Source organism: Haloarcula sp. H-hyl2 (assembly GCF_056934385.1).
The window spans coordinates 407,296-434,215 of record NZ_JBRIIJ010000002.1; the positions used below are offsets into that span (position 1 = coordinate 407,296).

The window sequence follows — 26,920 nt, forward strand, 5'->3', positions numbered from 1 at the left end:
TCAGTGTCGTTCGCCGAGTGCACCAGCGACGAGCCGCCGCTGTGCGCGCCGCAGCAGGTCCGAGGCCGTCGAGGTCCCACAGCCCAGCCGCGCCGCGACCGCTTCGAGGTCGCCCGAACGCGGGACCTCGAAGTAGCCCACGTCCCAGGCCGCCTGGACGGCCTCGCGCTGGCGGGCGCTGAGTGGGTCGTGTGCGTCGCGCCGATAGCTCCCGGTCCGCAGTACTTCGATGTCGACGCCCTCGGGTAGCCCCTCGATTGCCCGTGTCAGGTCGTCGCTCTCGCCGACGAGCGTCTGGTGGATCGTCCGGTCCGCGCGGAGTTCGACCGGCGGCACCACGAGGACGCTGTCCTGGTCCAGCGCCGCCCGGTAGCGCTGCTCGGTCTGTCTGAGTTGGGTCCGGACGTAGACGTAACACCCTTCGGGTGTCCGTTCGAGCGTCCACTCCTCGACGTGGTCGACGCCGTCGAGCACCCGCCGGTAGGTGTCCGCGTCGCCCTCGACGAACAGCAGCATCGTCGTCGCCTCGCCGCGTGCGTCCCGTTCGAGGATGACCTCCCGGTCGACGTCGGGGGACTCACAGACGAACGCGTGCATCGGGTGCAGCGACGCCTCGGGAACCCGAAGTGCGACGCGGGCAGTGTGCATACTCGTCGGTCGGTCCGGGTCAGTATCAGTGTGGGGGCCTACGGTCGCTCGGGGTCGACCGCGTGGACGAGCACCACGGCGTCGCTCTCCATGGGGCGCTCGACGACCCGTTCGGGCTCCGCGAACACCCGGCGCATCACCCAGTCGGAGACGCGAACCTCCAGATTATTCGAGGAGTCGTAGGCGTCGTAGAGCCGGTCCATCGACTCGGTCTCCATGTAGTAGTGCATGACGAGTCGGTCGTCGACGGGCTCGAACAGCAGCGACTCGGTGTACATCGCCTCGGCCTCCAGTGTCTGAGTCTGCTCGCTGAGCCACGCTCGCAGGCGGGCCGAGCGCCCCTTGAGCCAGTTGCCGGCGCGGGTCACCCGGCCGATGAGCCAGCTGGCTGGCCCAGGCTTGAGCGGGACCCGGACCAGACAGAGTTCGATCGGCAGGTCGTCGCCGGCGACGGGGGCCACGAGCGGGCCGTCGCACTGGCGCTCGTAGCGCTCCTGGCGACGGGGGTGTGTCGCGTGGGTCAGCAGCTGGTGTCCCGCCAGCCCGTCCCGATGGACGGTCGCGTCGGCGGCGAGCAAGTCGGCCAGCCCGGCCGGGAACAGCGGCGACCGATCACGGATGGTCGCGTCCGGTTGTGCCCACTCCGCGGCGCCGTCGTCGATCACCTCGACGTACCAGACCAGCCGGTCGCGCTTCCCCGCTCGTCGGTCCAGAAACAGCGTCGCGAGCGAGACCCCCGTGACCGGGAGCAACGTCCGGGCGTCGGCGTCGGGATGGTCCCCGACCCAGTCGGCGAGCAGTTCCTCGACCGCCGTGGTCCGGCCCTGCTCGATCGGCAGAGCGACCAGCAGCGAGTCGAAGACGTCGATCCCCCCGCCCGGATACCGGGTGTCGCCACCAGTCCGTCGGTCCGAGCGCCCCGCGTCGACTGCGGCCTGCTGTGCCATACACTCGCTTGGCGGTCGACGGACCAGAGGGTTGTCACGGCACACGCCGCGTCTTTAAATACCAACCAGTGTCGGTCGTGCGTGGCACGGCGTACCTGAGCGGCCTCGTACGACGTGAGCCTCCGTGCATCGGACGACCAATGGATAAAAGTCAGTCGGCGACCCTTTCGGTTGTGAGTGATATGGTAGCATGAAACAGACAATGGCGAACATCGGGCACGTGAACGACAACTGGAAACGCTGGGTGCTGGGCTGGCTCCTGGCCGTCATCGGACTCTGGATTCTCACCCCCTTCGGATTCTGGGGGACGCTGACGGGGACCGCCGGCCTCGTCTGCATCTTCTGGGGCATCCGAGCGCTCCACAGAGCGGTCGCCGCGCGGTCGGTCGAGGAGGCGACGATCGGTACCCTCGGTGGGCAGTCCACCCCAGTGCAGCTCGTCGGGGACGCCCGATCGGTCCGCGAACCCCTCACCGCGCCGCTTACCGACACCGAGTGTGTCGCCTATCAGATCCAGATCAAGGAGTACCGGCCGTCCAAGGAGGGGGGTGAATGACCTGCCATGGGCCGCATCACCAAATACTCCGAGACGGAGTTCGAACCGTTCGTCCTCGACGACGGCACCGGCACCGCCTACGTGGACCCGTCGAGCGCGGACGTCGTTCTCTCGAGCGGCGACGAGTTCGAGATCGAAGGGGGAGAACAGCCACCGGCGTTCATCGAAACCTTCCTCGAACGGGAGACGTCGGTCGAGCCAGTCGGACGCCACAAACGCTGGTACAGGGAGTACCGGATCGACGTCGACGGCGACGTGCGCGTCGCCGGGCAAGCGGACGCCGACACCGCCGCCACGCTCAATGCCCCCGTGACTACCGCCGTCGTCGATGCCGGCGACGCCCCGAAGTTCGTCGTGACCGACGACCCCGACCTCGGACTCGGCAAGCGGATGCTTCAGGAGGCGTTCGTCTACTTCCTGGCCGGTGGCATCCTGCTCGTGCTCGCATATTTTATCTTGTTCCTGTAGCGACACACCCGGCTCTCTCCCGGCAGCGATCCGAGAAACAGTAAAGGGCTCCGGCGATATGCCTCCAGTATGCCCAAGATAAGCGTCGAGATGCCCGCCGAGTTGCTGGAGGACCTGGACGAACACGTCGGCGACGACGGGAAGTTCGTCAACCGGAGCGATGCCATCCGCGCGTCCGTCCGGAAGACACTCGACGTCCTGGACGACATCGACGCCCGCCACGGCCGCCTGGACGACGATGACGAGTAGGGACGGCTCCCCCGGCCAGGTCGCGCTGGTCGCGCTGTTCGTGACGGCCCTGGTGGTCGCCCAGGTCACCGCCTCGAAGCTGCTGGCGTTCGGGCTGCCGTTCTCGCTGCCCCTGACCGGGAACACGCTCGTGTTGCCCGGCGCAGCGCTGGCGTACGCGCTGACGTTCTTCGCGTCGGACTGCTACGCCGAACTGTACGGCCGGCGCGCGGCGACGATACTGGTCAACGTCGGCTTCGTGATGAACTTCGTGCTACTGGGGCTGGTCTGGAGTACCATCTTCGCGCCGGGCCTGCCGGCGGCCGCCCAGCCGGTCGACCCCGCGGCGTTCCGGAACGTCCTGGGCGCCAGCACGGGTATCGTCGTCGCGAGCCTCGCGGCATACATCGTCAGCCAGAACTGGGACGTGTTCGTCTTCCACGCCATCCGCCGGCGGACCGGCCCGACGCGGCTCTGGCTGCGCAACATCGGGTCGACGGCCACGAGCCAGTTGCTCGACACTGTCATCTTCATCTCTATCGGCTTCGTCGTCTTCCAGGGCGTCCCGCCCAGCGAGGCGCTGGCGTTGATCGTCGGGCAGTACCTCCTGAAACTCGCGATCGCCGTGGTCGACACGCCGTTCGTCTACGCCGTCGTCGGCATCGTCCGCCGTCGGCAGGCCGGTTCTGCGTCGGTCGTCCAGTAGCTACTCGGCAGGCTGGGCGAACGCGTAGCGCGGTTTCACGTCGTCGACCCGGACGTCGAGCGTCTCGCCTTCCTCGACGCCGCTGACAAAGACGGTGAAGTTCTCGACCTTCGCGATGCCGTCGCCCTCCTCGCCGATATCCTCGATGGTCACCTCGACGACGTCGCCCTCGCGGACCGGCGCCGTCAGGCGGTGTTTCGCCACCAGATACAGCTCCGAGGAGGAGTCCCGGGAAGCGTCGGGGCGGACCTCGCGGACGTACTCGAACTCCGGTTCGATGTCGGCTTTCAGGTCGTCCAGGTCCTGTCCGTCGAAGACCTTCGCGGCGAAGTCCCCACCGGCGTCGAGTAGTTCGGTCGCCACCTCGAAGGCCTGCCGGACGAGGTGGACCGAGCGGGCGTGATCCAGGTCGTACTGGCCAGTCATGTTCGGCGCCATGTCCGAGAGGACCACGTCGACTGGACCACCCTGGTCGCCGTCACTGCCGACGACCTCGCGGATCTCGGCCTTGGTGCTGTCGTCGGTCATGTCCCCGCGGACGTAGTGGACAGTCGGCTCGGGATCGGAGAGCGGGTCGATTCGCTGGCGGTCGACGCCGACGACGGTCCCCCGTTCGCCGACGCGTTCGGCGGCGACCTGCAGCCAGCCACCGGGTGCTGCACCCAGGTCGACGACGGTCCGGCCCTCGCCCAGCAACCCGGCGGTCTCGTCGAGTTGCTGGAGCTTGTAGGCCGAGCGGGCGCGGTAGCCCTCCTGTTTGGCCCGGTTGTAGTACTCGTCTTTACCCGCCATCGTCGCCTCCTGTCGCGTGTCGGCTGCTGAAACCGCACGAAATATCGGTCATACCGGCTAGCACGCCGCCGACGCTGAAAGGGGTGCCGAATCGGGGTCGTCCCCGATCAGCGGGCGCTACGGTCGAACGCGTCACCCGCCGTTAGCCGCCCAGATAGAGCTTCGACACTTCCTCGTTGTCGAGCAGCTCCGCGGCCGTGTCCTCGAAGCGGACGGTCCCCTGGTCGAGGACGTACCCCCTGTCGGAGATACCGAGCCCCTTCGTGGCGTTCTGTTCGACCATGAGGATCGCCGTGTCCATCTCGTTGACCGACTCGATGTGGCCGAACACCTCGTCGGCCGTGTTCGGTGCGAGGCCGGCCGATGGTTCGTCGATGAGGAGGATGTCCGGTTCCATCACCAGCGCCCTGGCGAACGCGAGCACCTGCCGTTGCCCGCCCGACAGCGTCCGGGCGTTGACCGACTGTTTCTCCTGCAACAGCGGGAACCGGTCGTAGAGGTCGTCGATGACCGCCTCCAGTCCGCTCTCGCGGGCGACCCCGCCCATCCGCAGGTTCTCCTCGATGGTGAGCGAGCCGAACACGTTGTCGGTCTGGGGGACGTAGCCGATCCCGATCCGGACGATATCCTCGGGGGCCATCCCGCCGATCTCGTCGCCGTGGTACCGCACCGACCCCTCCCAGGGCGTCAGCATGCCGAACGCGGTGTTCAGCACCGTCGACTTCCCGGCCCCGTTGGGCCCGATGAGACAGACGATCTCGCCCGCCCGGAGCGACAGCGAGAGATCGTCCAGGACCTGGACCTCGCCGTAGCCGCTGACGACGTCCGACAGTTCGAGGATGGTGTCGCTCACGTGCCACCTCCCAGATACGCGTCGATGACACGTTGGTCGGACTGGACCTCACGGGGGCCGCCCTCCATGAGGACGCTCCCCTGGTCGAGGACGATGACCGGATCGGCGAGTTTCATCACGAACTCCATGTCGTGTTCGATGAGCAGGAAGGTCGTCCCCTGCTCGTTGAGCCGACGTATCTGTTCGGCGAGTTTGTTCCGTAGCGTCGGGTTGACACCCGCCGCGGGCTCGTCGAGCAGCAGTATCTCGGGTTCGGCCAGCATCGCGCGGGCGAGTTCGACCAGTTTCATCTGGCCGCCCGAGATCTTCGTCGCCGGCTGGGTCGAGAGGTGGTCGATCTCGAACTCCGAGAGGATCCGTTCGACGTCTTCGAGGTTGTGCCGCTCGTTCTCGGCGACCGCCCCCGGCGAGGTGAACAGCTTCAGGAACGACTCGCCAGGCTGGCGCCGGGGCCCCAGCAGCATCGCCTCGCGGACGGTCATCCCCTCCAGTTTGCGCGGCGTCTGGAAGGTCCGTATCAGCCCGTGTTCGGACACCTCCGGCGGGCTGAATCCGGTCACGTCGGCCCCGTTGACCGTGACGGTCCCACCGTCCGGCTCGTAGAAGCCCGAGATGAGCTTGAAGATGGTCGACTTGCCGGCGCCGTTGGGGCCGATGAGTCCCGTGATGGTGCCCCGCTGGACCTCGAAGGTCGCGTGGTCGGTCGCGGTGAGGGCACCGAAGGACTTCTGGAGGTCCTCGACCCTGAGGACGATGTCGTCTTTGCCGAGGTCGGCGCGGGTCTGCTGGGCGACGTCACTCATCGGTATCACCTACCTTGGCCTCCCTGACGCCGGAGTCGGGCTGTTTGGGCGCCTCACGGACCACGCTGGGCCAGATGAGTTCCCGCTGTGGTGGGAGGATACCCTGTGGCCGAAAGCGCATGAGCAGGACGATCAACACGCCGATGACGAGCAGACGGAGGGGCGCGACGTCGAACGGGATCGCCTCGACACTGTTGAGAAAGCGCGTTCCCTCACGGATCGCGACGATGGCCATCCCGCCGAGCAACGCCCCGCGGTTGGACCCGCTACCGCCCAACATCACCGCGACCCAGACGTAGAAGGTCGTCACGGGGTCGAGCAGGTCCGGGCTGACGAAGAGGTTCAGGTGTGCGTAGAAGACGCCGGCCAGCGCCATGACGACGCTTCCGAGGACGAACGACTGCATCTTGAACGAGTAGGTGTTCTTCCCCAGCGCCTGGGCGAGGTCCTCGTCGGACCGGATGGTCCGCAGGACTCGCCCCCAGGGCGAGCGGTGAACGCGTCTGAGGACGGCGTAACTGACGCCGACGAAGGCGGTCACGACGACGAGACTCAGGAGCATCTGCCAGAACGACGTTTCGAGCGACAGCGTCGTGACGCCGGGCACCCAGACGTTGACGGTGGGCATCGTCTGTGGGAACGTCCCCAGAACGGGGATCCCGTCGAAGAAGCCCGGGATACTCCGGATGCCGGCCGTCCCGTTGGTCAGCCAGCCCTCGTTCTTGATGAGGAGTCTGAGTACCTCCGCCAGGCCCAGCGACGCGATGGCGAGGTAGTCGGCCCGGAGCCGGAGCGTCGGGATGCCGATGAGCACCGCCAGGACGACCGCGAGCACGATCGCGACGAACAGCCCGACGAACGGGCTGAACCCGCCGCCGAGGGGCGAGGAGTTCGAGGTCATGATCGCGGCGCCGTAGGCACCGATCCCGAAGAACGCGGCGACGCTGAAGTTGATCAGCCCGGTGAACCCCCACTGGGCGTTCAGTCCGAACGACAGCAGGGCGTACATCCCGCCGAGCCCGAGCAGGAACAGGAAGTACGACGGCGTCAGACCGCCGGTGAGGACGCTGGCGAACAGGAGCAACACGAACCCGCCGATCGCCAGGCTGACGTACTGCTCGGGCCGCGTGAGCGACGCCCAGTACGCACGGGGTGCGGTGATGGCGCCCATCACGTCGTCTCACCCGCGATTCCGGTCGGTCGGAGCAGGAGCACAGCCACCATGATGACGAAGACGACGGCGTCGGCGTACTGGGTCCCGATGGGGATGGAGACGGCGTCGGGGACCAGCGGCAGGACCTCGCCCAGTCGCTCCAGCGCGGGCACGAGCTGATTGATCGTCCCGATGAGGAACCCGCCGAGCATCGCGCCGTATACCGAGCCGATACCACCGAGGATGACCGCGGCGAAGACGAGCAACAGGAGGCTGAACCCCATCCGTGGGACCAGCTGGTTGAACAGGCCAAGGAAGGCCCCACCCGCGCCGGCCAGGCCGGCCCCGATGATCCAGGTCCAGAGCTTGACGCGTTTGGTCCGGATCCCGCTGACGCGTGCGAGGTCTGGGTTGTCGGCCATCGCCCGCATCTTCCGGCCGAGGTCGGTGTACTGGAGCAGGACGTGCAGTCCGCCGACGAGGACGACCGCGGAGATGACGATCGCCACGTCGTGTTCGGTGACGCGGACGCCGTACGGGAGCAGCCACTCGATCGGACGCAGCGTCGGGATATCGAACCGGAGCGCGTCGCTCCCGAACGACATCTGGATGACCGAGCGGTAGATGAACGCGATCCCGATCGAGGTGATGAGCAACCCGATGGAACCGACGTCCATCGACTCGTAGACGACCTTCTCCGTGACGACGGCGGCGAGTGCAGCGATCGCCATCCCCGCCAGTATCGCGACGAAGAAGCCGTAGGGGAGCCCCAGGACAGCCCCACCGAGCCCGCCGATCACGCCGAACGTGACGAACGAGGAGTAGGCCCCGATGGTCATCGTATCGCCGTGTGCGAAGTTCGCGAAGTCGGCGATGCTGTAGACGAGCGACAGCCCGATGCTCCCCAGCACGATGATACTGCTGTATATCAGCCCGTTCGCGATGAGATCGAGGAGTACCATCGACGGATCAGGACTCGATGAACCCGGTGCCCTCGTAGGCGTGGTCCTGGACGGTCAGGATCTGGAGGAACCCGACCGGATCACCGTTCTCGTCGAGGTCGATGGGGCCGGAGACGCCCTGGTAGTCGATGTCGCTGGCGGACCCGCCGTCGGCGAGGATCTGGCTCGCGGCCTCGAAGGACGTGACCTCCTCGCCTTCGGGGCGCGTGACGTCACGGACGACCTCGCCGAGTGCGGCCCCGGTGAACTCGTCGGCCGCCTGGATCGAGAGCGCCGCGGTGACGACACAGTCGTAGGCGTAGGCCGACCAGGAAGTCGGCGTCTCGCCGTACTCGGCCTCGAACTCCGCCGCGAACTCCTGGAAGTTCTCCTCCTCTACGGGGGCAGAGGGGACGACGATCTTCATGCCGTCCATGCTCCCCTCGGGCGTGTTCTCCAGGACCGAGGTCCCGGAGACGGAGTCGGCGCCGTACAGCTGTGGCTCGTAGCCGCTGGAGTAGATCTCGTTGACGATCGTCGAGAACTCCGCCTGGTAGGTGATGAAGAGCCAGGCGTCGGCGTCGGCGCTGTTCAGGTCCGAGACGACGCCCGCGTAGGACTGCTGTTCCTGATCGTGGGAGTTGTTGTAGGCGACGTCGCCGTCCCAGGCCTCGACGAACGCGTCCGCGAGGCTCTGTCCGTAGTCGTTGTTGACGTAGGCGACGGCGACGCTGTCGTGGCCGTCCTCCGCGATGATGTTGGCGAGCGCGGTCGCCTGCGTCCGACCCGTCGGGGACATCCGGAGCAGTCCGGGGAAGTTCGTCAGCGAGAGACCGGTGGAGTTCTGGCTCAACTGGACGACGTCAGTGTTGCTGACGACGCTCTCGTAGATCGCCAGCGAGACACCCGAGCCGACCGCGCCGATGAGGAACGGGACGGAGTCCTGGTTGACGAGTTTCTGTGCCGCCGAGACGCCGCCCTGTGGCTGGCTCTCGGAGTCCTCGACGATGATCTCCAGTTCCCGGCCGTCGATACCGACCTCGTTGATCCGCGACAGTGCGAGTTCCTTCCCACGTTTGTTCCGCTCGCCGAAGGCGTCCAGCGATCCGGTCAGCGAGTTTACCATCCCGATCGTGTAGGGGCCGGTATCGCTACCGCCGCCGTCGCCGCCACTGCCACCGTCACCACTACCGCCGTCGCCGCCACTGCCGCCGTCACCACTACCGCCGTCGCCGCCACTGCCACCGTCACCACTACCGCCGTCACCGTCGCCCGTGCTGACACAGCCAGCGAGGCCGACGATACCGGCCGCCCCGGCCGATTTCAGCAGCGTCCGCCGATCGAGTTCTGTCAGGTTCTTTCGTGCCATAGTGTGTACGTCTACCGAGATAGACTTCGTGCGGTTAACGGTAGCCCGACCATGGACGGGTTCGGCGGGAGAGGGCCCGACGCACCAGCACACGGGCAATTCCTTCCGAAAGACCGCGACTGTATCTTTTGGTCGGGTCGTGGTTTAGATGGGTCTGTGCCGTCGAGTTCTGCATGATACCACCGATCGCGAGCAATTTCGTCGCCGGTGAGACCCCCGAGGCGGCGCTCGACCACGTCGAGGCGCTGAACGAGCGGGGGGTCGCGGGGATCCTGAACCTTCTCGGTGAGCACTACGAGGGCCGAGCGGACGCCGACGCGGACGCTGACGCGTACGTCCATCTCGCGGCGTTGATCGAGGAGCGGGCCGTCGACGCCTGCATCTCGGTGAAACCGAGCCAGATCGGCCTCGGCGTGAGTGCGACGGCGTTCGAGGAGAACCTCGCCCGGATCGTCGACGCTGCCGACTGTTTCGTCTGGGTGGACATGGAGGACCACGAGACGACCGACGTTACCCTCGACGCCGTCGAGCGCCACACCCGCGAGACCGACGGGCGCGTCGGGGTCTGCGTCCAGGCGAACCTGAAGCGCACGCGGGCGGACCTCGAACGACTCGCCGAGTTGCCGGGGAAGGTCCGACTCGTCAAGGGAGCGTACGACGAGCCGAGCGACATCGCCTACCGCGAGAAAGCGCGTGTCGACCAGGCCTACCGGGAGTACCTGACGTTCATGTTCGAGACGTTCGAGGACGGCATCGCCGTCGGCAGCCACGACCCCGCGATGATCGAGTTGGCGCGGGAGCTCCACGCCGAGCACGGGACACCCTACGAGGTCCAGATGCTGACCGGCGTCCGCGAGTCCGCACAGTTCGACCTCGCCGGCGACGTCGAGGTGTACCAGTACATCCCCTACGGCAGCAAGTGGTTCTCGTACTTCTATCGGCGGGTCCGGGAGCGCAAGGAGAACGCGCTGTTCGCGCTCCGGGCAGTCGTGGGCCGCTAGCGACCGCTACGAGTTCGGATTGAGCAGTTTCGCTTCCGCTTTCCGCAAGTGTTCCAGCAGGGTCGTCTTCGAGATGTCGAGGTCGTCGGCCAGTTCCCGCGTCGAGGTCTTGCGCGGCCACTCGTAGTAGCCCGTCTGGCAGGCGTGTTCGAAGACGGTCCGCTGTGAGTTGGTCAGCGAATCGAGTCGCTGTTCGCGTTCGGAGCGGCTGCCGGCGTCGGAACTGGTGATGGCGGTGACGTCCACCTCGGCGTTGGCCTCCTCGCGGACGCCATCGAGTGCCGACTCGATGTTGGATCGCTCGTCGGCGAAACAGACCTGCCACTCCTCACTCCCGTTCTCGATGCGCACGGGCGCACTGTGAATGAACCCGTGTTTCAGCAGCACCGGACAGACCATGTCGTTCGGGTCGTACTCCAGGAAGAACTCCCGTGTGACCTTACCCGGAGCGTCCCGCTGACGGCCGAACCGCTCGCGGAGTTCCTGGAGGTCGCCGGCACTGTCCGAGGCGCTGATCGTCTCGAGGAGCGACTCGACCTCGCTCTCGGTCGCTCCGTACGCGGTGAACAGTCCGTTGACCGATGTCGGACTCTCGCCGTCGACCTGCGGTGAGTTGTAGATGGCGTGGGCCAGGACGCCACCGCTCGTCTGGTCGGTCGCTTCGATCGCCCAACAGTTCGGATGGATCAGATTGAGTGTAAGCCTTGTCCCTCCGATCTGGTCTGCAAGACTCATTGGGTCTGTAAGCACCTGTACAGCTATCTATGTGTTGGTGGGACAAACCACGGGCCGACCATGGTCGGGTAGCGGTGACAGCGCCGGGCCGACCCGCCCATGGTCGGACAGCAGTATTGACGTTCAGGGTGGCAAGACCGGGCAATGGCAGAGACCTACCAGCAGTACATCGACGGCGAATGGGTCGCCGGCGTGGGAACAGAGACGTTCACGAGCGAGAACCCGGCGACCGGCGACACGATCGGCGAGTTCCACCGCGGGACACCGGAAGACGTCGAGCGGGCGGTCGACGCCGCTGCCGCGGCCTACGACGAGTGGCGAGCGCTGTCACGCATCGACCGCGCGGAGTACCTCTGGGACGTCTACCACGACCTGAAGGAAGGAGTCGACGAGTTCGGCGAGATCGTCACTCGTGAATGTGGCAAGGAGATCAGCGAGGGCCGTGCCGACGTGGTCGAGGCCGCCCACATGGTCGAGTGGGCCGCCGGCGACGCCCGCCACCCGGCCGGCGACATCGTCCCCTCCGAGGTAGCCGCGAAAGATGCCTACATGCGCCGCAAGCCCCGCGGCGTGACCGGCTGTATCACGCCGTGGAACTTCCCCATCGCGATCCCCTACTGGCACATGGCCGTCGCGCTGGTCGAGGGGAACACGGTCGTCTTCAAGCCGGCCGAACAGACGCCCAGGTGCGCGACCGTCGTCGCCGAACTGTTCGCCGACGCGGGCCTCCCCGACGGCGTGTTCAACATGGTCCAGGGCTTCGGCGACGCCGGCAACGCCATCGTCGAGTCCGACGACGTCGAGACGGTCCTGTTCACCGGGTCAGCCGAAGTCGGGCACATGATCGCCGATTCGGTCGGCGGGACCAGCGGCAAGCGCGCGGCCTGTGAGATGGGCGGCAAGAACGCCGTCGTCGTCACCGAACACGCCGACCTGGACATCGCGGTCCACTCGGCCGTGATGTCCAGTTTCAAGACCACCGGCCAGCGCTGTGTCTCCAGCGAACGCCTCATCGTCCACACGGACGTCTACGAGGAGTTCAGAGACCGGTTCGTCGACGCGGCGTCGTCGGTGGCCGTCGGCGACCCCCTGCAGGAGGACACCTTCATGGGCCCGCTCATCGAGGCCGAACACCGCCAGAAGGTCACCGAGTACGCCGAGCTGGCCGCCGAGGAGGGCGTCGAGGTCCTCGTCGACCGGACCGAACTCGCCGCCGACGAGATCCCCGACGGCCACAGCGAGGGCCACTGGGTCGGCCCGTTCGTCTACGAGGCGGACCCGGACGCCGACCTCCGCTGTACCAGCGAGGAGGTCTTCGGCCCCCACGTGGCGCTGCTGGAGTACGACGGCGACATCGAACGGGCCGTCGAGATACAGAACGACACGGAGTACGGCCTTGCAGGTGCGATCATCTCGGAGGACTACCGACAGATCAACTACTACCGTGACCACGCCGAACTCGGCCTGGCGTACGGGAACCTCCCGTGTATCGGCGCCGAAGTGCAACTGCCGTTCGGCGGCGTCAAGAAGTCCGGCAACGGCTATCCCTCCGCGCGCGAGATCATCGAGGCCGTCACCGACCGGACGGCCTGGACGCTCAACAACTCGAAGGAGATCCAGATGGCACAGGGCCTGTCGGCGGATATCACCACGAGAAGCGATGACTGAGCCCACAGCCCCCTGTCCGACGTGTGGCGGCACCGTGGGGCATCGAAACAGCGTCGAGACCTGCCGCCAGTGTGGCTGGGTCCGCCCCGAGGGCGCTGACTGAGCGAGCGCAACGGTACGGTGACGGCACGGCACCGCGCCCGGTGCTCAGATGACGTCGTCGGAGTCGTGGACCTCCTGCATCCGCTGGGCTTCTGCGGCGTACTGCTCGCGCAGGTCGGCGTCCTCGACGGCGCCAAGGTTCTCCGGTTCTGTCTCGACGGCCGCCGTCGTGTCCCGCACGTCGGTGAACGACGTGAGTGCGCGTTCCTTCCGGTAGTACCGCTCGCCGTCGGGGGTCGCGTAGGTGAGGATGATGAGGTTCTGCTCGTCGTCGGAGTAAGTGCGCTCGACGAGCCACACCTGAACAGCGTCGTCAGTCTCGTCGTCCATACGGTCGTCTTGCTCCACCGGCCACAAGTCGATACCGGGCGAAAACTGCCCGGGTATTAAAAAGCGCCCGAACACGTTCTCCCCTCCTCCCGCCGGCCGAGAACGACTCTCACGGCCTGAGAGCAGGGTTCTCGGTATATGTGTCAGTACGACACAGACCTACCTGTACGGAGGTCCCACAGATGTCATCCATCCCGACGGCGACGCGACGCCGGGTGCTCCAGGCGCTCGGTGTCAGTACGGCAGCGGTCGCCGGCTGTGCGCAGACGCCCGGCGCCGAGGAGGAACCGACCGCCGAACGCACTACGCCACAGGAGCCAGCCATGAACCCCGCCAAATCGACGGACGTCGACCGCATCGCAGCCGACCCGACCGACATACCCGACCCCATCGACCGGTCCGAGCCCAGGACCGTCTCGGTGGAAATGACGACCAAAGAACAGGTCGCCGAGGTCGAACCGGGTGTCACGTACACGTACATGACCTTCGACGGCCAGGTGCCCGGGCCCATGGTTCGGGTGCGCCGCGGTGACACCGTCGAGTTGACCATCACCAACGAGGAGAGCAACTCGATGCCCCACAACATCGACCTCCACGCCGTCCGCGGGACGGGTGGCGGCGCGGAGGCCTCGATGGTCACGCCCGGCCAGACCGAGACCTTCCGGTTCAAGGCGACCTACCCCGGCGCGTTCATCTACCACTGTGCGGTCCCGAACCTGGACATGCACATCTCCTCGGGGATGTTCGGCATGATCCTCGTCGAGCCAAAGGACGGGCTGCCCGAGGTGGACCACGAGTTCTACTTCGGCCAGCACGAACTCTACACCACGGGCGAGGCCGGCGAGAAGGGCCACCACGACTTCGACGTCGAGTCGATGAAGGCCGAGGACCCGACCTACGTCCTCATGAACGGCGAGAAGTACGCCATCACGCCCGACCGCTACGGCTCCCCGACGATGCAGACCGGCGAGACCGCACGGGTGTACTTCGTCACCGGCGGGCCGAACCTCGATTCGAGCTTCCACCCCATCGGCTCCGTCTGGGACGAGGTCTGGCAACAGGGGGCTATCGCCGGTCCGGCGAACAAGTTCGTCCAGACGACGCCGGTCAAACCCGGTTCCTGTGCCATCGCGACGCTGCATGCGGAGGTGCCCGGCCCGATCAAACTGGTCGACCACGCGCTCTCGCGGGTCGCCCGCAAGGGCATGCTGGCGGTCATCAACCGCGACGGGCCAAAGAACCCGGACGTCTTCGAACCCGACGCCTGACTACGGGTCTCCCACGCCCGATATCGACCCGGAGACCGCACGCGCACGCGGGGACGCATAGCCGGCTTTTTAATGGATGGGGGCGTAGCTCGGCCCAAGATGTTCAACGCCATCGTGAGCGCAGACACGCTCCAGGCGGCTCTCGACTCGGTGAGCGTGCTGGTGGACGAGTGCAAGATCCACCTGGAGGACGACGGACTCGAAATCCGGGCGGTCGACCCCGCGAACGTCGGGATGGTCGACCTCCGGCTCGACGCGGCAGCCTTCGAGTCCTACGAGACGGACGGGGGTATCATCGGCGTGAACCTCTCGCGGCTCGAAGACATCGCGGGGATGGCCGACAGCGGCCAGCTCGTCCACCTGGAACTCGACGAGGAGACCCGCAAGCTCCACATCGCCATCGACGGGCTGGAGTACACGCTGGCACTCATCGATCCCGACTCCATCCGCCAGGAACCGGACCTGCCCGACCTGGACCTCTCGGCCCACATCGTCATCGAGGGGCGGGACATCGACCGGGCCGTCACGGCGGCGGACATGGTCAGCGACCACATCGCGCTGGGCGTCGACACCGCCAGCGAGCTGTTCTACGTCGACGCCGAGGGTGACACCGACGACGTCCACCTGGAACTCGACAAGGACGACCTCATCGACCTCACGGTCGGGGACGCCCACTCGCTGTTCTCGCTGGACTACCTCAAGAACATGAACAAGGCCATCCCCAAGGACGCCGAGGTGGAGATGGAACTGGGCGACGAGTTCCCCGTCAAGATGCACTTCAACTTCGCCGAGGGCAACGGCCGGGTCACCTACATGCTCGCGCCGCGGATCCAGAGCGAATAGGACGAGTCGTCTTGCGAGCGTCTGACGTACCGTTTTGTGGCGGGAGTGTCAAAGGGTGTCCATGGAGAATCTCGGGGATGCGTACGGAGGGCGCCGCTGGAACGGTCGGGACCCGCGGCGGATAGCCGCCGGCATCGTCCTCGGGGTCGCCGGTGCGCTGGCGGTCGTGACGGCGCTGCTGGTCGTGACGACGTCGCTGTCGGCGGTACTGGGCATCACCGACGTGCGAACCGCGGAGAAACTCGGCGGCGTGCTCGGCGGGCTGGGCATCCCGGCGATGTTCCTGAGCGTCGTCGCCGTCCTCCCGTCCTCGCGGCGCCAGCAGGTCGGCGTTCTACTGGGGAACGCCGTCTGTCTGGTCGGTATCGGCCTGTTCGTCCGGGCCTACCCGGCCCGCTGGACGAACGGCGCCGAGACACTGGCCTTCGAGACGACGATGGCGTACTTCCTGGGGAGCTGTATCGCGCTGTGGTTCGTCCTCACGACGATGGCCAGTTTCCGATACCGGAACAACCCCCGCGGGACGGTCCGCCTGGAACTGACACACGAGGGCGGCACCGAGACGGTGCAGGTCTCTCCGGAGGAGTACAAACGCTACGCCCGGGCGGTCCGCGGCGACGGTGGCGAGACCGAGGCGGTCATCCAGGAACTGCAGTCCCGGACCGACAGCGGCGACCAGCACCGCCGCGAATGAGCGAGCGTCCTTCGGAGTACAATCCGACGGGAGCGGCAGCGCCGTCTCCCGAATACGATGACTGAGCCAGAGATACGACTCGCGACACACACGACGGAGTACAGCGTCGTCGACCGACTCCACGCGGTACCGCCGTACCACGTCTACGAGGTCCGCCTCGACGGCCAGCGGGCGGTCCTGAAACTGGACGCACACCCGCGGGGTCACGCGGCGGTCGAAGGCAGGGTTCAACGGTTCGTCGCCGAGCAGACGAGTGTGCCCGTAGCGGCCGTCCTGGCGGTGGGCGAGGATCACTTCATCGCGACGTGGGACCCGGATGTCCCGCCACAGTCGGCGACACCCGACGAGGCGTGGGCCCGCGGTGCCGGTGCCTGCCTCGCACAACTGCACGCGGACTCCTCTGGTACCTTCGAAGGATACGGTCAGCTCCGCGTCGAGGACGGCGATCTCGCGGTCGACGCCCACGATAGCTGGGTCACGGCCGCTCGGACCCTGCTGGACTCGCTGCGGTCCCCGCTAGCTGCCGTCGGCCACGCGGACGCCGTCGACACGGCGACTGCACTTCTGGACGAGCGGCCGGCGGTCTTCGCCGACGCTGGCGACCCGGTGCTGTGTCACGGCAACGTGTTGCCGGCCCACGTCGCCGTCCGGGACGGCGAGGCGGTGTCGGTGCTCGACTTCGAGCACGCGCTCGTCGCCCCGGCGGCCTACGACTACTGGCGGACGGCCACGCCGCTGTTCTACGGCCCGGATTCGGCCCCCGACGCCGTCGAACAGGCGTTCAGAGCGGGCTACGAGTCCGTCCGGCCGCTACCGGCCGAACTCGACCGCCACCGCGAGGCCTACTGGCTCGTCTGCGCCGTCTCGTATCTCGACGCCCTGTTCCTCCAGAAGAACGTCGACGCCGACGAGCGCCCCGACGTGGCACACGGGTTCCGCGAGCTGCTCAAGCGCCAGGTGCAGTCGCTACAGGCGGAGTGAGCGCGAGCCCTTTTTACTGTCGACGGCCGACCACCCGACAATGGCAAACTCGAACGCGAAGGGCGACCGCCGGGAGCGGGAACTCGTCAACAGACTCGACGAGGCCGGCTTCGCCGTGATGCGCGCTCCCGCGAGCGGCAGCGCCACCGAGCGGGAACTGCCCGACGTGCTGACCGGCGACGGCGAGACGTTCTACGCCATCGAGGCGAAATCCAGCGCCGGCGACCCGATCTATCTGACCGGCGAGGAGGTCGAGGCGCTGCTGTTCTTCGCGCGGAACTTCGGCGCCAAACCCCGCATCGGCGTCCGCTTCGACCGCGAGGACTGGTACTTCTTCCACCCCGGCGACCTCCACACGACCGACGGCGGCAACTACCGTGTCAAGAAGGAGAAAGCGCTCTCGGAGGGCACCGACTTCGAGGAGTTCGTCGGCCACTCCGAGAAGGTGACGCTGGACGAGGTCGGCGAGGACGGCCCCGACCAGGCGACCCTGGACATCCTCTCGGCGTTCGAGCGTGGCGACCTCTCGAAGGAGGAGGTCGCGGAGATGCTTGAGTGAGCGAGGGGCGCGAACGTAGTGGGCGGCCCTCGAAAGCGAACCGTGAGCGGAGCGAACCGTGAGCAGGGAGCGGCCCTCGAATGTGACCCGTGAACGCAGCGACCAGGCCATGTTGAAACCCTCTTGGAGTGATAGGTCTCAGTAGTCTTGCTAAATACAGCGCGCGTTTCGGTCACCTGTTCGGCACACGACCTCACCGACTCGAATCGGTCAGGACAGCTACGATCTACTTCTTTCAGTGAGCATCATCGGAGTCACGACTCCGACACCGACGAGTATCGCCCACTGAATCCACTCGTTATCGATGAACTGTCTCGCGCTGAGCCAGAGGGTGGTCCCTAGAACAACGAACAGGAGGGTAATTCGGGTATCTTTGGAGACCATGATTTCTCGATTTACTGCCACTTTCAATAATATTTCCCATATGAGCTCGCACGGGCTACCTAACGGCTGTTTCAGCGGCAGAAGTATCGGAACAGTAGGATCTCAACGGAGCTACTTTTTTCTTTCCCGAACTGAATAGACCGTCATGGTTCGAATTGGTCCCCTCCCCCTCCAAGTGACTATGACGTGGAAGTACGCCCTCATCGGTGGAGTTGCTACCCTCCCGTTCACGATCGGCTTCTACTGGCAGTCGGGAATGGGCGGTGAATTCTCACTCAACATGGTGTTCTGGGGTGGGCTCTTCGCTGGCTATCTCGCTAGCGCGGCAGCGACGGAAACTGAAGCTTCGAGTGCCGGGTTCCGTGCCGGCGTCCTTGGCGGGCTGCCGGGACTGTGGCTCCTGGTCGACTTGCTCGAGGCTGCAATCACGTGGGGCAGTCCGCTTTGGTTCCGCGTGGTCACGGTTTCGATGTTAGCCGTTGGCTTCACGATAGTGCTACTCGGGTTCGCCGGTTTCGTTGGGCTCCTCGGCTCGAAGGTCGGTGGCTGGCTCGCCACGAAAACCGGCGCGCGTCGAACACCTTCAGTCAGAACATAACGAGCGGGTCAAGTTTCTTTCTGGGTTTCTCCGTCCGATTGGGTGTAGTAGTCCGGAAACCTTCTCTAGGAATCACAAACAGAGACTATATTGGCTCTGTTGAGGGCTCTGACTTCTAACGGAAAATTCGTCTTGTATGCTGTCCCATCGAAGACCCAGGTTGCCAGCGTGTGAGCACCGTCGAAATCCATGTCAAGTTCTCCTGTGACGGCACGGAGGCGTTCGTCGCGGACGTATTCGTCTCGTTGGCTCAGTACTGTGTCCACGCTCCGGTGGAACCGTCGGTGGGGCCGTATTCAAATCCGACGCCGGCGCATCGACAGGCAACTCGAAAGTGAACTCGCTCCCGCAACCGCCGTTGTCGACAAGAAGTTCCTTCTGTTCAATTCTGATAATTCCGGATCATATTCAGGTTGGATTCCATCGGGTCACGTGTTCGCTTATTTGTAACTGCCCATTCTGCCAGCGGATATACGCGAGAAGCAAGAGACCGCCAAGGATCGCGAAGAAGACATGGACGAGTCCCTCCTCGCCGACCCATTTATCAGGGCCGGCGAGCTCAAGAACAACGAGTTCGGGCGTGACTTGAGAGACTCCAAGTCCGAGGAAACCCTGTGAGAAATTGTAGAACACATGAAATCCCATGGGAAGTGCGAGCTCGCCGGTGAGCGCGTACACGGTTCCGAGCACCAAGCCAGCGATCACGTAGTAGCCATACTGACTGACATGGGTTACCTTCCCGCCGTGTAGTGTCGCGAAGACGAGTGTGCTGATGAGGACGGCTAGAAGGATAGCTGGTTTCTCCCCGACGTATCCTGCACCGCCTTCTGCGAGATTCTTCAACATAGTCGCTCGGAAGATAAACTCTTCCCACATTGCCGCGACAGCAATCAACCCGAACGTGACGACCACCGCCGGAACGAACGGGAGGGCACCAGGGGTTTCAGCGAACCCTGTCACGGATACCCAGTCGGCGTAAAGCGACACGACGAGAGCCCCAGCGTTGACCAAGATCCCTATCACGCTCCCAACAGCGGCGGTCTTGCACCAGTCACGATCGACCGAGAGCCCGTAGTCGGTGGCGGGACGTCGGTCGATGAGCCTCGTGGCGACGAGAAGTCCCACAGTGAGAACGACTGCTAAGCCGAGTAGCTCAAGCAGCTCGCGAATTGGATGCTCGAACCGGGCTCGAACCGCTGTCTGGATTACCGCAAGAGCCAGAAACGTCAGGACGAGCGGTAGCAGTGCCCGGAGCGGGGCCCGAAGCCGTTGATCGTCGTGGTTCCAAACCGGCCAGGTAAGCCAGTACCGGACACGCCACGTAGTCCGGCCCGTCTCTGTGGAGGGCATACTCGACCGGAGAATCCCGACCACAGTAGGACCCCAGCATCGGCTTCCAGTCCAGAAGTCGGGAAGGGTCTTTATTTGCAACCGCTCGCAGGGAGACGGTATGGACGAGGACGGCGATGAACTCCTTGCGTTGCTCGACGACGAGTACGCGCGCGCCATCCTCGCCGAACTCACCACTGAACCGATGTCCGTCTCCGAGCTCTGCACGGCCTGTGACATGTCCGATCCGACAGCGTACCGTCGCCTCGACCGGTTAGAGGAGGCGGGCCTCGTGGCCGAACAACAAACGATCGATCCCGATGGTCACCACTACAAACGATACGTAGCCACCGTCGACGAAGTGGCGGTCACGTTCGAGGATGGTACGTACGAGGTGACCGTGACGAGATCCGCAACGAATCCGGCCGACCGATTCACCAACCTGTTCGAGGGGTTGTCCTGAATGCTAGACGTACTGTTACAACTCCGTTCGCCGTCCGCTGACCCGGTGATTGCGCTCGCCGTCATCGGCCTGACTCTCCTGTCGATTAGCCTCTCTGTCGTCATCGCGATCGTTCTCCTTCACGGCTATCGTCGGGGACCAGGACAGCCTGGGATGCTATATCTTGCGCTCGGCCTGATTCTGCTCACGACCGTTCCGGAACTCCTTCGAGTCGGATTACCCACACTCACGAGTATTGGTACCGTTGGTCGTACCACAATCGTGAGTGGGTGCGAACTCGCCGGGTTAGGAGTTATCCTCTGGACCGTCTACGGAGGCGGGTCGAAATGATGGGCCTTCCGGGTACAGAGGTGCTTTCTCCTGACAGTATCGTCTGGCTTTCACGGGGGTTGACTGCGCTCGTTGGGCTCTTCGTTTCGATTCTGGCGTATCGTGGCTTTAGACGAAACGAGGCTCCAAAGATGCGCTCGCTCGCCCTCGGGATCGGACTCCTAACGACGGGAGTGTTCCTGACAGTTACAGTCGCGAATCTCGCAGGTGCTAGTACAGGACCTATTCTGCTAGCACGGGGACTCGTGACCACAACTGGTCTCTGTGTCGTGCTATTGGCCCTTCTGTATCAATAGTTCAGGCTGGGGCGACCAATGCCGAGAACGACTCAGGCGACAGGTTAACACTGCATTCTCTGAAACGGCCGATATGGCTTTTCATCGGCGAACAGCCCTCCAGCACCTCGTCCTCGGTGTGCATCTCTTCGCTGGAATCGCCACCGTTATCGAGCGGCCAGTATTCTCACTTGCTCCTGGGTTCGGTATCTCCGACGGCTGAGAGGTGACCCTGCAATGCCCGACCACGGACGTTTCGAGCGCCGACAGATCGCACAGGACCGCGACCGACAATGACTGGATACCATCGAGATCGACGCGCAACGAGCCCGCGACATCGTCCGGCGACCAGCCGACGAAGGGGCAGTTTCGTTCATTCCGGAGGCCGAGGTCATCTGTCACAACCCGTCGGGAATACTGTTCGAGTCCAATACGGCGCTGGCGTACTTCGATAAGATAACTGTGGAAGACTTTTCTCGGGGTTTGGGAAATTCAGTCCCCGTCGTCCAGGAAATCGAGCAGTTGCGTGTCCGTGCGTTCCAGCCGCGAGTGGGGGAACGCGTACTCCTTGGATGCGCCACCGCCGACGGCACCGGACAGATAGACGGCATCGACCACGAGGTCGTCGGTCGGGTAGCCGTCGTTGGTCTCGTGGGCCGCCACGGAGTCGCCGGTCGACTCGATCACTCGTTCGTCGGCACGGTCGTCGGTTACCCGGACGACGACCAGCCGCTTGTCCGTCTCGCGGTCGCGGACGACATCGCCGGGGTCGAGCCGGCAGGTCCCACAGAGGTGTGGCGCCGGCGCCCCCTCGGGGACGAACGTCTCGGTGCCACAGGCGTCACAGCGGGCGCGCTGCTTGCCCGGTGGAGCGATCCGCCGGGCAGTGATCTCGATGGCGACCCGGCGCAGGTGCTTGCAGTGCTCGCCGCGGATGCGGTGGTCGGGGCAGCTACACGTCCTGGCGGTGAGGTCGACGACGTAGGTGTGGCCGCTCTCGGTGGCGACGGCGTAGTCGCTCCCGCCCAGTTCGCGGACGGCCATGCGTTCGGCCCAGGCGCGTGCGGCCCGGTCGTCGAGCGCGCGAAGGTCCGGTGCGAGTGCAGTCCGGTCGGTGTCGTCAGCTGGCGTGATCAGAGTCATAGGGTCCGGACACGGCTGTGTTCTACGGTGTGTCCACTCGAAACGTAGGTGCTCCAGCGACCTAAGTCTCTCGGCGACTCGCCCGCTTCGACACCCTTTTGCCCGGCGCTGCAAAACCGCTGGATATGGATATCGAGCGGGAGACCGTCGTGCAGATCGTGATTTCGGCCGTCGCCCTCGCCCTCTTCGTCGCCGCGTCCGTCTACGTCTCCAGTACGTACGGGACCAACGGCGGCCTCGATCCCCAGGGTGGCATCGGCATCGTGGCCGCTATCGGCGTCTTCGTCGTCTTCATGCTCGCGGCCGGCCTCTGGCTGGAACGGCAGAACTTCTAAGCGTCGGCTTCGTCGGCCCCGTCGTCGCTCTCGCGCCAGTCCTCCAGTTCGTCCTCGTCGGAGTCGTCGATCTTCTTCTCGTAGTAGGCCATCGGGTGGGCGATGGTCTCACAGAGGTCGTCCTTGTTCACGCAGTCGCCGTAGGACTGCATCGTCGAGCAGGCCGGCGTCGAGTACTCCGTCGGACTGGTCTCCCCGCGGATGTGGTTGACCTGATAGCGCGTCGCCTCCTCGCCGAAACCGGGGTTGACCTGGAAGAGGTCGACGATTTCGTCGGTCGTCATCCCGATGCCCACGAGGAACGTCGCGATGGCGAACCGGGAGTGGTGTTCGAGATGCTCACCCTTCTGGACCTGATCGAGCAGCGCCTTCATACAGGGCGGGAACAGTTCCGGGACCACGGTGTCGATCTCGCGGGTGAGGTCCAGTTCCGAGAGCACCTCGCTGATCTGTTCAGCCTCGGCGTCCAGTTCCTGGCCGATGGCGTCGGGGACGTCGAAGGGGAGGCCGTCCTCGACGCGGTGGCGGATGGCCTGTTTGAGCAGGACGTGGAGTTCGGCCTGCGTGATGGCGACCCGGCCGTCCGCGAGCGTGCGGTTGACGAGGCGCCACTCGTCGCCCCGCTGGTCGGCGGCCATATCGAGATAGGGCCCGACCTCGATCCAGTAGCCGTCGGGGCGTTCGTGGACGACGCCGTTCAGGTCGAACTCGGCCAGCAGGTCCCGCAGTTCGACCTGTGAGCCCTGTGTCGACTTGAACTGGGTCGTGCTCTCGAACTCCTCGACGAAGCGGTCGTAGGCCGTCTCGGCCTCGGCCTCGGCGTACGTGCGGGTACAGACGTGCTCGTCGACCAGCGAGACGAGCACCCGCGCCACCGGATACGAGAGCAGTTCGACGCGGGTCTGGCGGTGTGGCTCGCCGACGGTCCGGTTCGTGATGGCCGACTGGACCCGCTCCAGCGCCCGCTCGACGACCGCCTCGTCGGTCGCGACGACCTCGCCGAGGTTTACCGCGGCAGCCTCGACGGCCTCGCGTGACGCGGCCATGAACGGATAGCGTGCGTGGAGCGGTTGCATCTGTCCCCCCTTGCGGACGGGACCGAATAAAATTGCCGTCACCGCCCGTGATACAATGGGGATGAATTATCACGTCACGAGTGCACGTTGGAGACACCCCCCGTGAGCGAACTGGACCGCTCGGTGGATCTGACAGAGGGGCCGCTACTGAAGCCGCTGCTGAAGCTCTCGCTGCCCCTCGTCGGGACACAACTGTTGCAGGTCGCGTACAACCTCGTGGACACGTTCGTCGTCGGCCGCCTGGGCGACGAGGCGGTCGCCGCGCTGACCTACTCGCTACCGTTTATCTTCCTGACTATCTCGCTGGGCAGCGGGCTGACCATCGCCGGCACCGTCCTCGTCTCACAGCACCGCGGCGCGGGCAACGACGAGCGGGTCCGAGCGGTGGCGGGCCAGACTATCGCCGTCACCGCTCTCGTCTCGGGGGCGCTCTCGGCAGTCGGCTATCTGGCGGCGCCCACGCTGTTACCGTACATCGGGACGACGGCGGGCTCTGCCATCCACGTGATGGCCGTCGAGTACACCCGCATCGTCTTCGCCGGGACGGCGTTCATGTTCGGCGCGTTCGCCTTCCAGGCCATCCTCCGTGGCTGGGGCGACACGACGACGCCGATGTACCTGATGCTGGGCAGCGTCGCCGCCAACGCCGTCCTCGACCCGTTTCTCGTGCTGGGCTTCCGGGACAACGTCGTCTTCTCGCTGCTGGGTCTGGGCGGGCTCGAGACCACGCTCTACGCTGCGACCGGCTTCGCCGGGATGGGCGTCTCCGGGGCCGCTATCGCGACGGTCGTCGCACGCGGCGGCGCGGCACTGGCGGGCTTCTGGCTCCTGTTCTCGGGTCGGCTCGGATTCGCCATCTCCGTCTCGGATCTCTGGCTGGACCGGGATACCGTCGCGAAGATACTCGACGTCGGTGGCCCCGCCGGGCTCGAACGATCGGCTGACTCGCTTGCCTACACCGGGATGACGGTGCTGGTCGCGATGGTCGGCACCGACGCCGTCGCGGCCTACGGCGTCGGCAACCGCATCAACACCCTGGTGTACCTCCCCGCGGTCGGCCTGGCACAGGGCGTCGAGACGGCCGTCGGCCAGAACCTCGGGGCGGGCCAGTCCGGCCGCGCGCGCCGGTCGGTGCTGCTGGCGGCCGGCCTCGGCGGCGCGGTCTTCCTGGCTGCCAGTCTGGCCGCCTACGCCCTCGCAGCGACCATCGTCGTCTCGTTCCTGGACCCGGCGAAGACCGCTCCCGAAGTCCTCGCGATGGGCACCGACTACTTCCGGATCATCGGCCCGACGTACGTGTTCATGGGCCTATTTCACGTCCTCAACGCCGCCTTCCGGGGCGCCGGCAGCACCCGGACGGCACTGGGTTTCTCCATCGCTTCCCAGTGGCTCTTTCGCATCCCGCCGACGTACGTTTTCATCACCATCTTCGGGATGGCTGCGGCCGGCGTCTGGTGGGGCATCGCGCTCTCGCATCTCGTGGCCGCGGCCCTCGTCGGCGCCTGGTTCCTCGTCGGCAACTGGGACGACTCAGTCGTCGGCGAGGAACCGGCTGAACAGCCCGATGCGGAGTCCGGCGCGACGACAGATTGAGCGGCCCCCGCGTCCTCGCGAGTGTCTCACAATGTCGGGCCAGCTTTTATACCGCCCACCGCGACCGTCGCGGTATGGTCCCTGCCCCGACGCGGTGGTTCGATGAGTGAGACTGCCGCCCAGTCCGAGCGCTTCACGCAGGGGTCGCTGCTGGGGCCGCTGCTGGCGCTGGCCGCGCCGCTCGTCGCGACGCAACTGCTCCAGACGCTGTACAACCTCACGGACACGTTCTGGGTCGGCCGCCTCGGGCAGGACGCCGTCAGCGCCCTCTCGTACGCCTGGCCCATCGTCTTCCTGCTCATCAGCGTCGGCGGCGGCATGACCGCGGCGGGGACGATTCTGGTCTCCCAGCACACCGGCGCCGAGAACGACGAGCGCGTGAGCCACGTCGCCGGCCAGACCCTCGCGTTCGTCACGCTGCTGTCGCTCGCCCTCTCGGTAGTGGGCTACCTCCTGACGCCACACCTGCTTTCGCTCATCGGCACCGAACCCGGGACGGCGCTGCACGCGATGGCCGTCAGCTACACCCGCATCGTCTTCGTCGGCCTGTGGTTCATGTTCGGCTTCTTCGTCTTCCAGGCGCTGTTGCGCGGCTGGGGCGACACGAAGACGCCGATGTACCTCACCGTCGGCAGCGTCGGCCTGAACATGCTCGTCGACCCCGTCTTCATCCTCGGCTTCCAGGGCAACCCCCTGTTCGGCTGGCTCGGTCTCCGTGGCCTGGAGGCGTCGCTGTACGCCGCGACGGGCTTTTCGGGACTCGGTGTGACCGGCGCCGCCGTCGCCACCGTCGGCTCGCGCGGCCTGGCGACGGTCGCCGGGTTCTGGCTCCTGTTCTCGGACCGCGTCGGCATCTCGCTGTCGCTCGCAGACCTCCGTCCGCGGCTGTCGACGGTCCGTGAACTCGTCCGCCTGGGCGCCCCGGTCAGCGTCGAACAGAGCACGCAGGCGCTTGCGGTGACCATCATGACCGCCCTGGTCGCACTCGTCGGCGACGACGTCGTCGCGGCCTACGGCGTCGGCGCCCGCGTCACCACCATCGTCTGGCTCCCGATGATAGGTATGGGGATGGCCGTCGAGACGGTCGTGGGCCAGAATATCGGGGCCGGAAAGCGCCGGCGCGCCCGTCGGACGGTGCTGCTGGCGAGCGCCATCCTCGTGACGGCGTTCCTCGCGGCCGGCGCGGTCACGCTCCGGTTCGCTCCGGCCATCGTCGGCGTCTTCATCACCGGCGAGGGCGCGGCCGCAGTCGTCGACCACGGCGCCGCGTTCCTCCGAATCGTCGCGCCGACGTGGGCCGTGATGGCCGTCTTCCACATGATAAACGGCGCGTTCCACGGCGCCGGGTCGACCCGCCTCTCGATGGCGCTGGGCCTGGTGACGCTGTGGGGGTTCCGGGCCGGCACGGCCGCGGTCCTCATCACCGTCGTCGGCCTCGGCGCGACCGGCGCGTGGTACGGCATCGCCGCCTCCAACGTCGTCGCCGCGGTCGCCGCCGCGGCGTTCTTCCTCCGGGGCCGCTGGCTCGACGACGTGGTCTCCGACGACACCGCGCCGACCGACGACGGACTCGTCGAAGACGAGGCCACGAGCGCCTGAACGCGGTCGGGTCTCTCCCTGCTCACGGGTCACTTCGTTCCCCGTTCCCTTCGAGGGCCCTCCCTTCGGTCGGCCCCTCGCTACGTCCCCTGCTCACGGGTCACTTCGTTCCCCGTTCCCTTCGAGGCGCTCCGCGTTCCCCGTTCCGGA

32 protein-coding genes and 1 pseudogene are annotated in these 26,920 nt (G+C 65.8%); 18 read left to right on the forward strand and 15 right to left on the reverse strand.

Translation table 11 applies throughout. The features are described 5' to 3' along the window. Positions 1 to 648 carry a helix-turn-helix domain-containing protein gene (locus Hhyl2_RS11835; protein WP_483550974.1) on the reverse strand — a complete coding sequence of 216 codons (648 nt, stop codon included), beginning with the start codon at positions 646 to 648 and terminating at the stop codon, positions 1 to 3. 38 nt (positions 649 to 686) lie between these two features. After that, positions 687 to 1,595: a hypothetical protein gene (locus tag Hhyl2_RS11840; RefSeq protein ID WP_483550975.1), complete on the reverse strand. Its 909-nt coding sequence runs from the start codon at positions 1,593 to 1,595 to the stop codon at positions 687 to 689. Positions 1,596 to 1,785: 190 nt separating this feature from the next. Here Hhyl2_RS11840 and Hhyl2_RS11845 point away from each other — a divergent pair, with 190 nt between their 5' ends. From Hhyl2_RS11845 to Hhyl2_RS11860, 4 genes are all read left to right on the forward strand, one after another. Beyond that, on the forward strand, positions 1,786 to 2,151 hold the full coding sequence (locus Hhyl2_RS11845; protein ID WP_483550976.1) for a hypothetical protein: 366 nt from the start codon (positions 1,786 to 1,788) through the stop codon (positions 2,149 to 2,151). Between the two features lie 6 nt (positions 2,152 to 2,157). Beyond that, entirely contained in the window at positions 2,158 to 2,619 is a 462-nt protein-coding gene (locus Hhyl2_RS11850; protein WP_483550977.1) for a hypothetical protein, read from the forward strand. Between the two features lie 69 nt (positions 2,620 to 2,688). Next, positions 2,689 to 2,868, forward strand: coding sequence for a ribbon-helix-helix domain-containing protein (locus tag Hhyl2_RS11855; RefSeq protein WP_483550978.1), 180 nt, complete (start codon positions 2,689 to 2,691; stop codon positions 2,866 to 2,868). After that, on the forward strand, positions 2,858 to 3,553 hold the full coding sequence (locus Hhyl2_RS11860) for a queuosine precursor transporter (RefSeq protein WP_483550979.1): 696 nt from the start codon (positions 2,858 to 2,860) through the stop codon (positions 3,551 to 3,553). Before Hhyl2_RS11855 ends, Hhyl2_RS11860 begins: the two co-directional genes overlap by 11 nt. Here Hhyl2_RS11860 and Hhyl2_RS11865 read toward each other — a convergent pair whose 3' ends face one another. The 6 genes from Hhyl2_RS11865 to Hhyl2_RS11890 all read right to left on the reverse strand — a co-directional run bounded on the left by Hhyl2_RS11865 (position 3,554) and on the right by Hhyl2_RS11890 (position 9,464). Further along, positions 3,554 to 4,345: a 23S rRNA (uridine(2552)-2'-O)-methyltransferase gene (locus Hhyl2_RS11865; RefSeq protein WP_483550980.1), complete on the reverse strand. Its 792-nt coding sequence runs from the start codon at positions 4,343 to 4,345 to the stop codon at positions 3,554 to 3,556. It lies immediately after the preceding gene. A gap of 142 nt (positions 4,346 to 4,487) precedes the next feature. Next, positions 4,488 to 5,198 (reverse strand): ABC transporter ATP-binding protein, encoded by a 711-nt coding sequence (locus tag Hhyl2_RS11870; protein ID WP_483550981.1) that lies wholly within the window; start codon positions 5,196 to 5,198, stop codon positions 4,488 to 4,490. Continuing rightward, positions 5,195 to 6,001: an ABC transporter ATP-binding protein gene (locus Hhyl2_RS11875; protein WP_483550982.1), complete on the reverse strand. Its 807-nt coding sequence runs from the start codon at positions 5,999 to 6,001 to the stop codon at positions 5,195 to 5,197. Before Hhyl2_RS11875 ends, Hhyl2_RS11870 begins: the two co-directional genes overlap by 4 nt. Continuing rightward, entirely contained in the window at positions 5,994 to 7,172 is a 1,179-nt protein-coding gene (locus tag Hhyl2_RS11880) for a branched-chain amino acid ABC transporter permease (protein ID WP_483550983.1), read from the reverse strand. Before Hhyl2_RS11880 ends, Hhyl2_RS11875 begins: the two co-directional genes overlap by 8 nt. Next, positions 7,172 to 8,116, reverse strand: coding sequence for a branched-chain amino acid ABC transporter permease (locus Hhyl2_RS11885; RefSeq protein WP_483550984.1), 945 nt, complete (start codon positions 8,114 to 8,116; stop codon positions 7,172 to 7,174). The genes Hhyl2_RS11880 and Hhyl2_RS11885 overlap by 1 nt, the downstream gene beginning before the upstream one ends. Before the next feature lie 7 nt (positions 8,117 to 8,123). Next, positions 8,124 to 9,464 carry an ABC transporter substrate-binding protein gene (locus Hhyl2_RS11890; protein WP_483550985.1) on the reverse strand — a complete coding sequence of 447 codons (1,341 nt, stop codon included), beginning with the start codon at positions 9,462 to 9,464 and terminating at the stop codon, positions 8,124 to 8,126. Between the two features lie 173 nt (positions 9,465 to 9,637). Between Hhyl2_RS11890 and Hhyl2_RS11895 the strand changes: the two genes are divergently transcribed. Continuing rightward, positions 9,638 to 10,465, forward strand: coding sequence for a proline dehydrogenase family protein (locus tag Hhyl2_RS11895; protein WP_483550986.1), 828 nt, complete (start codon positions 9,638 to 9,640; stop codon positions 10,463 to 10,465). Positions 10,466 to 10,471: 6 nt separating this feature from the next. Here the strand turns inward: Hhyl2_RS11895 and Hhyl2_RS11900 are convergent, their stop codons facing one another. Then, positions 10,472 to 11,200, reverse strand: a complete 729-nt coding sequence (locus Hhyl2_RS11900; RefSeq protein ID WP_483550987.1) for a helix-turn-helix domain-containing protein — start codon at positions 11,198 to 11,200, stop codon at positions 10,472 to 10,474. A gap of 144 nt (positions 11,201 to 11,344) precedes the next feature. On the opposite strand from Hhyl2_RS11900, the gene Hhyl2_RS11905 reads away from it, so the two are divergent. Beyond that, positions 11,345 to 12,868: an aldehyde dehydrogenase family protein gene (locus Hhyl2_RS11905; RefSeq protein WP_483550988.1), complete on the forward strand. Its 1,524-nt coding sequence runs from the start codon at positions 11,345 to 11,347 to the stop codon at positions 12,866 to 12,868. Between the two features lie 147 nt (positions 12,869 to 13,015). Here the strand turns inward: Hhyl2_RS11905 and Hhyl2_RS11910 are convergent, their stop codons facing one another. Continuing rightward, entirely contained in the window at positions 13,016 to 13,300 is a 285-nt protein-coding gene (locus Hhyl2_RS11910; RefSeq protein ID WP_483550989.1) for a DUF7967 family protein, read from the reverse strand. A 182-nt stretch (positions 13,301 to 13,482) separates the two neighbouring features. On the opposite strand from Hhyl2_RS11910, the gene nirK reads away from it, so the two are divergent. From nirK to hjc, 5 genes are all read left to right on the forward strand, one after another. Further along, entirely contained in the window at positions 13,483 to 14,568 is a 1,086-nt protein-coding gene (gene nirK, locus Hhyl2_RS11915) for a copper-containing nitrite reductase (RefSeq protein ID WP_483550990.1), read from the forward strand. 99 nt (positions 14,569 to 14,667) lie between these two features. Further along, positions 14,668 to 15,411: a DNA polymerase sliding clamp gene (locus tag Hhyl2_RS11920; RefSeq protein WP_483550991.1), complete on the forward strand. Its 744-nt coding sequence runs from the start codon at positions 14,668 to 14,670 to the stop codon at positions 15,409 to 15,411. Between the two features lie 61 nt (positions 15,412 to 15,472). Then, the gene (locus tag Hhyl2_RS11925) at positions 15,473 to 16,105 is read left to right on the forward strand and encodes a cell division protein CdpA domain-containing protein (protein WP_483550992.1); all 633 of its coding nucleotides are present in this window, start codon (positions 15,473 to 15,475) and stop codon (positions 16,103 to 16,105) included. 57 nt (positions 16,106 to 16,162) lie between these two features. Beyond that, positions 16,163 to 17,086 carry an aminoglycoside phosphotransferase family protein gene (locus tag Hhyl2_RS11930; RefSeq protein WP_483550993.1) on the forward strand — a complete coding sequence of 308 codons (924 nt, stop codon included), beginning with the start codon at positions 16,163 to 16,165 and terminating at the stop codon, positions 17,084 to 17,086. A 40-nt stretch (positions 17,087 to 17,126) separates the two neighbouring features. Beyond that, positions 17,127 to 17,645 (forward strand): Holliday junction resolvase Hjc, encoded by a 519-nt coding sequence (gene hjc / locus Hhyl2_RS11935; protein ID WP_483550994.1) that lies wholly within the window; start codon positions 17,127 to 17,129, stop codon positions 17,643 to 17,645. A gap of 219 nt (positions 17,646 to 17,864) precedes the next feature. Here the strand turns inward: hjc and Hhyl2_RS11940 are convergent, their stop codons facing one another. Beyond that, complete coding sequence (locus Hhyl2_RS11940; RefSeq protein WP_483550995.1) at positions 17,865 to 18,029, reverse strand: DUF7987 family protein; 165 nt, start codon at positions 18,027 to 18,029, stop codon at positions 17,865 to 17,867. A 145-nt stretch (positions 18,030 to 18,174) separates the two neighbouring features. Here Hhyl2_RS11940 and Hhyl2_RS11945 point away from each other — a divergent pair, with 145 nt between their 5' ends. After that, complete coding sequence (locus Hhyl2_RS11945; RefSeq protein ID WP_483550996.1) at positions 18,175 to 18,627, forward strand: DUF5518 domain-containing protein; 453 nt, start codon at positions 18,175 to 18,177, stop codon at positions 18,625 to 18,627. A gap of 296 nt (positions 18,628 to 18,923) precedes the next feature. Here the strand turns inward: Hhyl2_RS11945 and Hhyl2_RS11950 are convergent, their stop codons facing one another. Together Hhyl2_RS11950 and Hhyl2_RS11955 are read right to left on the reverse strand one after the other, a co-directional pair. Beyond that, the gene (locus tag Hhyl2_RS11950; RefSeq protein WP_483550997.1) at positions 18,924 to 19,013 is read right to left on the reverse strand and encodes a twin-arginine translocation signal domain-containing protein; all 90 of its coding nucleotides are present in this window, start codon (positions 19,011 to 19,013) and stop codon (positions 18,924 to 18,926) included. A gap of 22 nt (positions 19,014 to 19,035) precedes the next feature. Then, the gene (locus Hhyl2_RS11955; protein WP_483550998.1) at positions 19,036 to 19,977 is read right to left on the reverse strand and encodes a lysostaphin resistance A-like protein; all 942 of its coding nucleotides are present in this window, start codon (positions 19,975 to 19,977) and stop codon (positions 19,036 to 19,038) included. A gap of 100 nt (positions 19,978 to 20,077) precedes the next feature. Here Hhyl2_RS11955 and Hhyl2_RS11960 point away from each other — a divergent pair, with 100 nt between their 5' ends. The 3 genes and pseudogenes from Hhyl2_RS11960 to Hhyl2_RS11970 all read left to right on the forward strand — a co-directional run. Next, entirely contained in the window at positions 20,078 to 20,419 is a 342-nt protein-coding gene (locus tag Hhyl2_RS11960; protein ID WP_483550999.1) for an ArsR/SmtB family transcription factor, read from the forward strand. 329 nt (positions 20,420 to 20,748) lie between these two features. Continuing rightward, a complete protein-coding gene (locus tag Hhyl2_RS11965; protein ID WP_483551000.1) occupies positions 20,749 to 21,045 on the forward strand; it encodes a DUF7521 family protein in 297 nt (98 codons plus the stop codon). A gap of 291 nt (positions 21,046 to 21,336) precedes the next feature. After that, positions 21,337 to 21,465, forward strand: a pseudogene (locus Hhyl2_RS11970) (hypothetical protein); the annotation flags it as partial. A 51-nt stretch (positions 21,466 to 21,516) separates the two neighbouring features. Here the strand turns inward: Hhyl2_RS11970 and Hhyl2_RS11975 are convergent. After that, positions 21,517 to 22,167, reverse strand: coding sequence for an SWIM zinc finger family protein (locus Hhyl2_RS11975; protein WP_483551001.1), 651 nt, complete (start codon positions 22,165 to 22,167; stop codon positions 21,517 to 21,519). Positions 22,168 to 22,292: 125 nt separating this feature from the next. On the opposite strand from Hhyl2_RS11975, the gene Hhyl2_RS11980 reads away from it, so the two are divergent. After that, positions 22,293 to 22,502 carry a DUF7472 family protein gene (locus Hhyl2_RS11980; protein WP_483551002.1) on the forward strand — a complete coding sequence of 70 codons (210 nt, stop codon included), beginning with the start codon at positions 22,293 to 22,295 and terminating at the stop codon, positions 22,500 to 22,502. Here the strand turns inward: Hhyl2_RS11980 and priL are convergent. Then, positions 22,499 to 23,578: a DNA primase regulatory subunit PriL gene (gene priL, locus Hhyl2_RS11985; protein WP_483551003.1), complete on the reverse strand. Its 1,080-nt coding sequence runs from the start codon at positions 23,576 to 23,578 to the stop codon at positions 22,499 to 22,501. The genes Hhyl2_RS11980 and priL overlap by 4 nt on opposite strands. Before the next feature lie 102 nt (positions 23,579 to 23,680). Here priL and Hhyl2_RS11990 point away from each other — a divergent pair, with 102 nt between their 5' ends. Together Hhyl2_RS11990 and Hhyl2_RS11995 are read left to right on the forward strand one after the other, a co-directional pair. Continuing rightward, positions 23,681 to 25,171 (forward strand): MATE family efflux transporter, encoded by a 1,491-nt coding sequence (locus tag Hhyl2_RS11990; RefSeq protein WP_483551004.1) that lies wholly within the window; start codon positions 23,681 to 23,683, stop codon positions 25,169 to 25,171. Between the two features lie 102 nt (positions 25,172 to 25,273). Next, positions 25,274 to 26,770, forward strand: a complete 1,497-nt coding sequence (locus Hhyl2_RS11995; protein WP_483551005.1) for an MATE family efflux transporter — start codon at positions 25,274 to 25,276, stop codon at positions 26,768 to 26,770. Positions 26,771 to 26,920 lie beyond the last annotated feature (150 nt).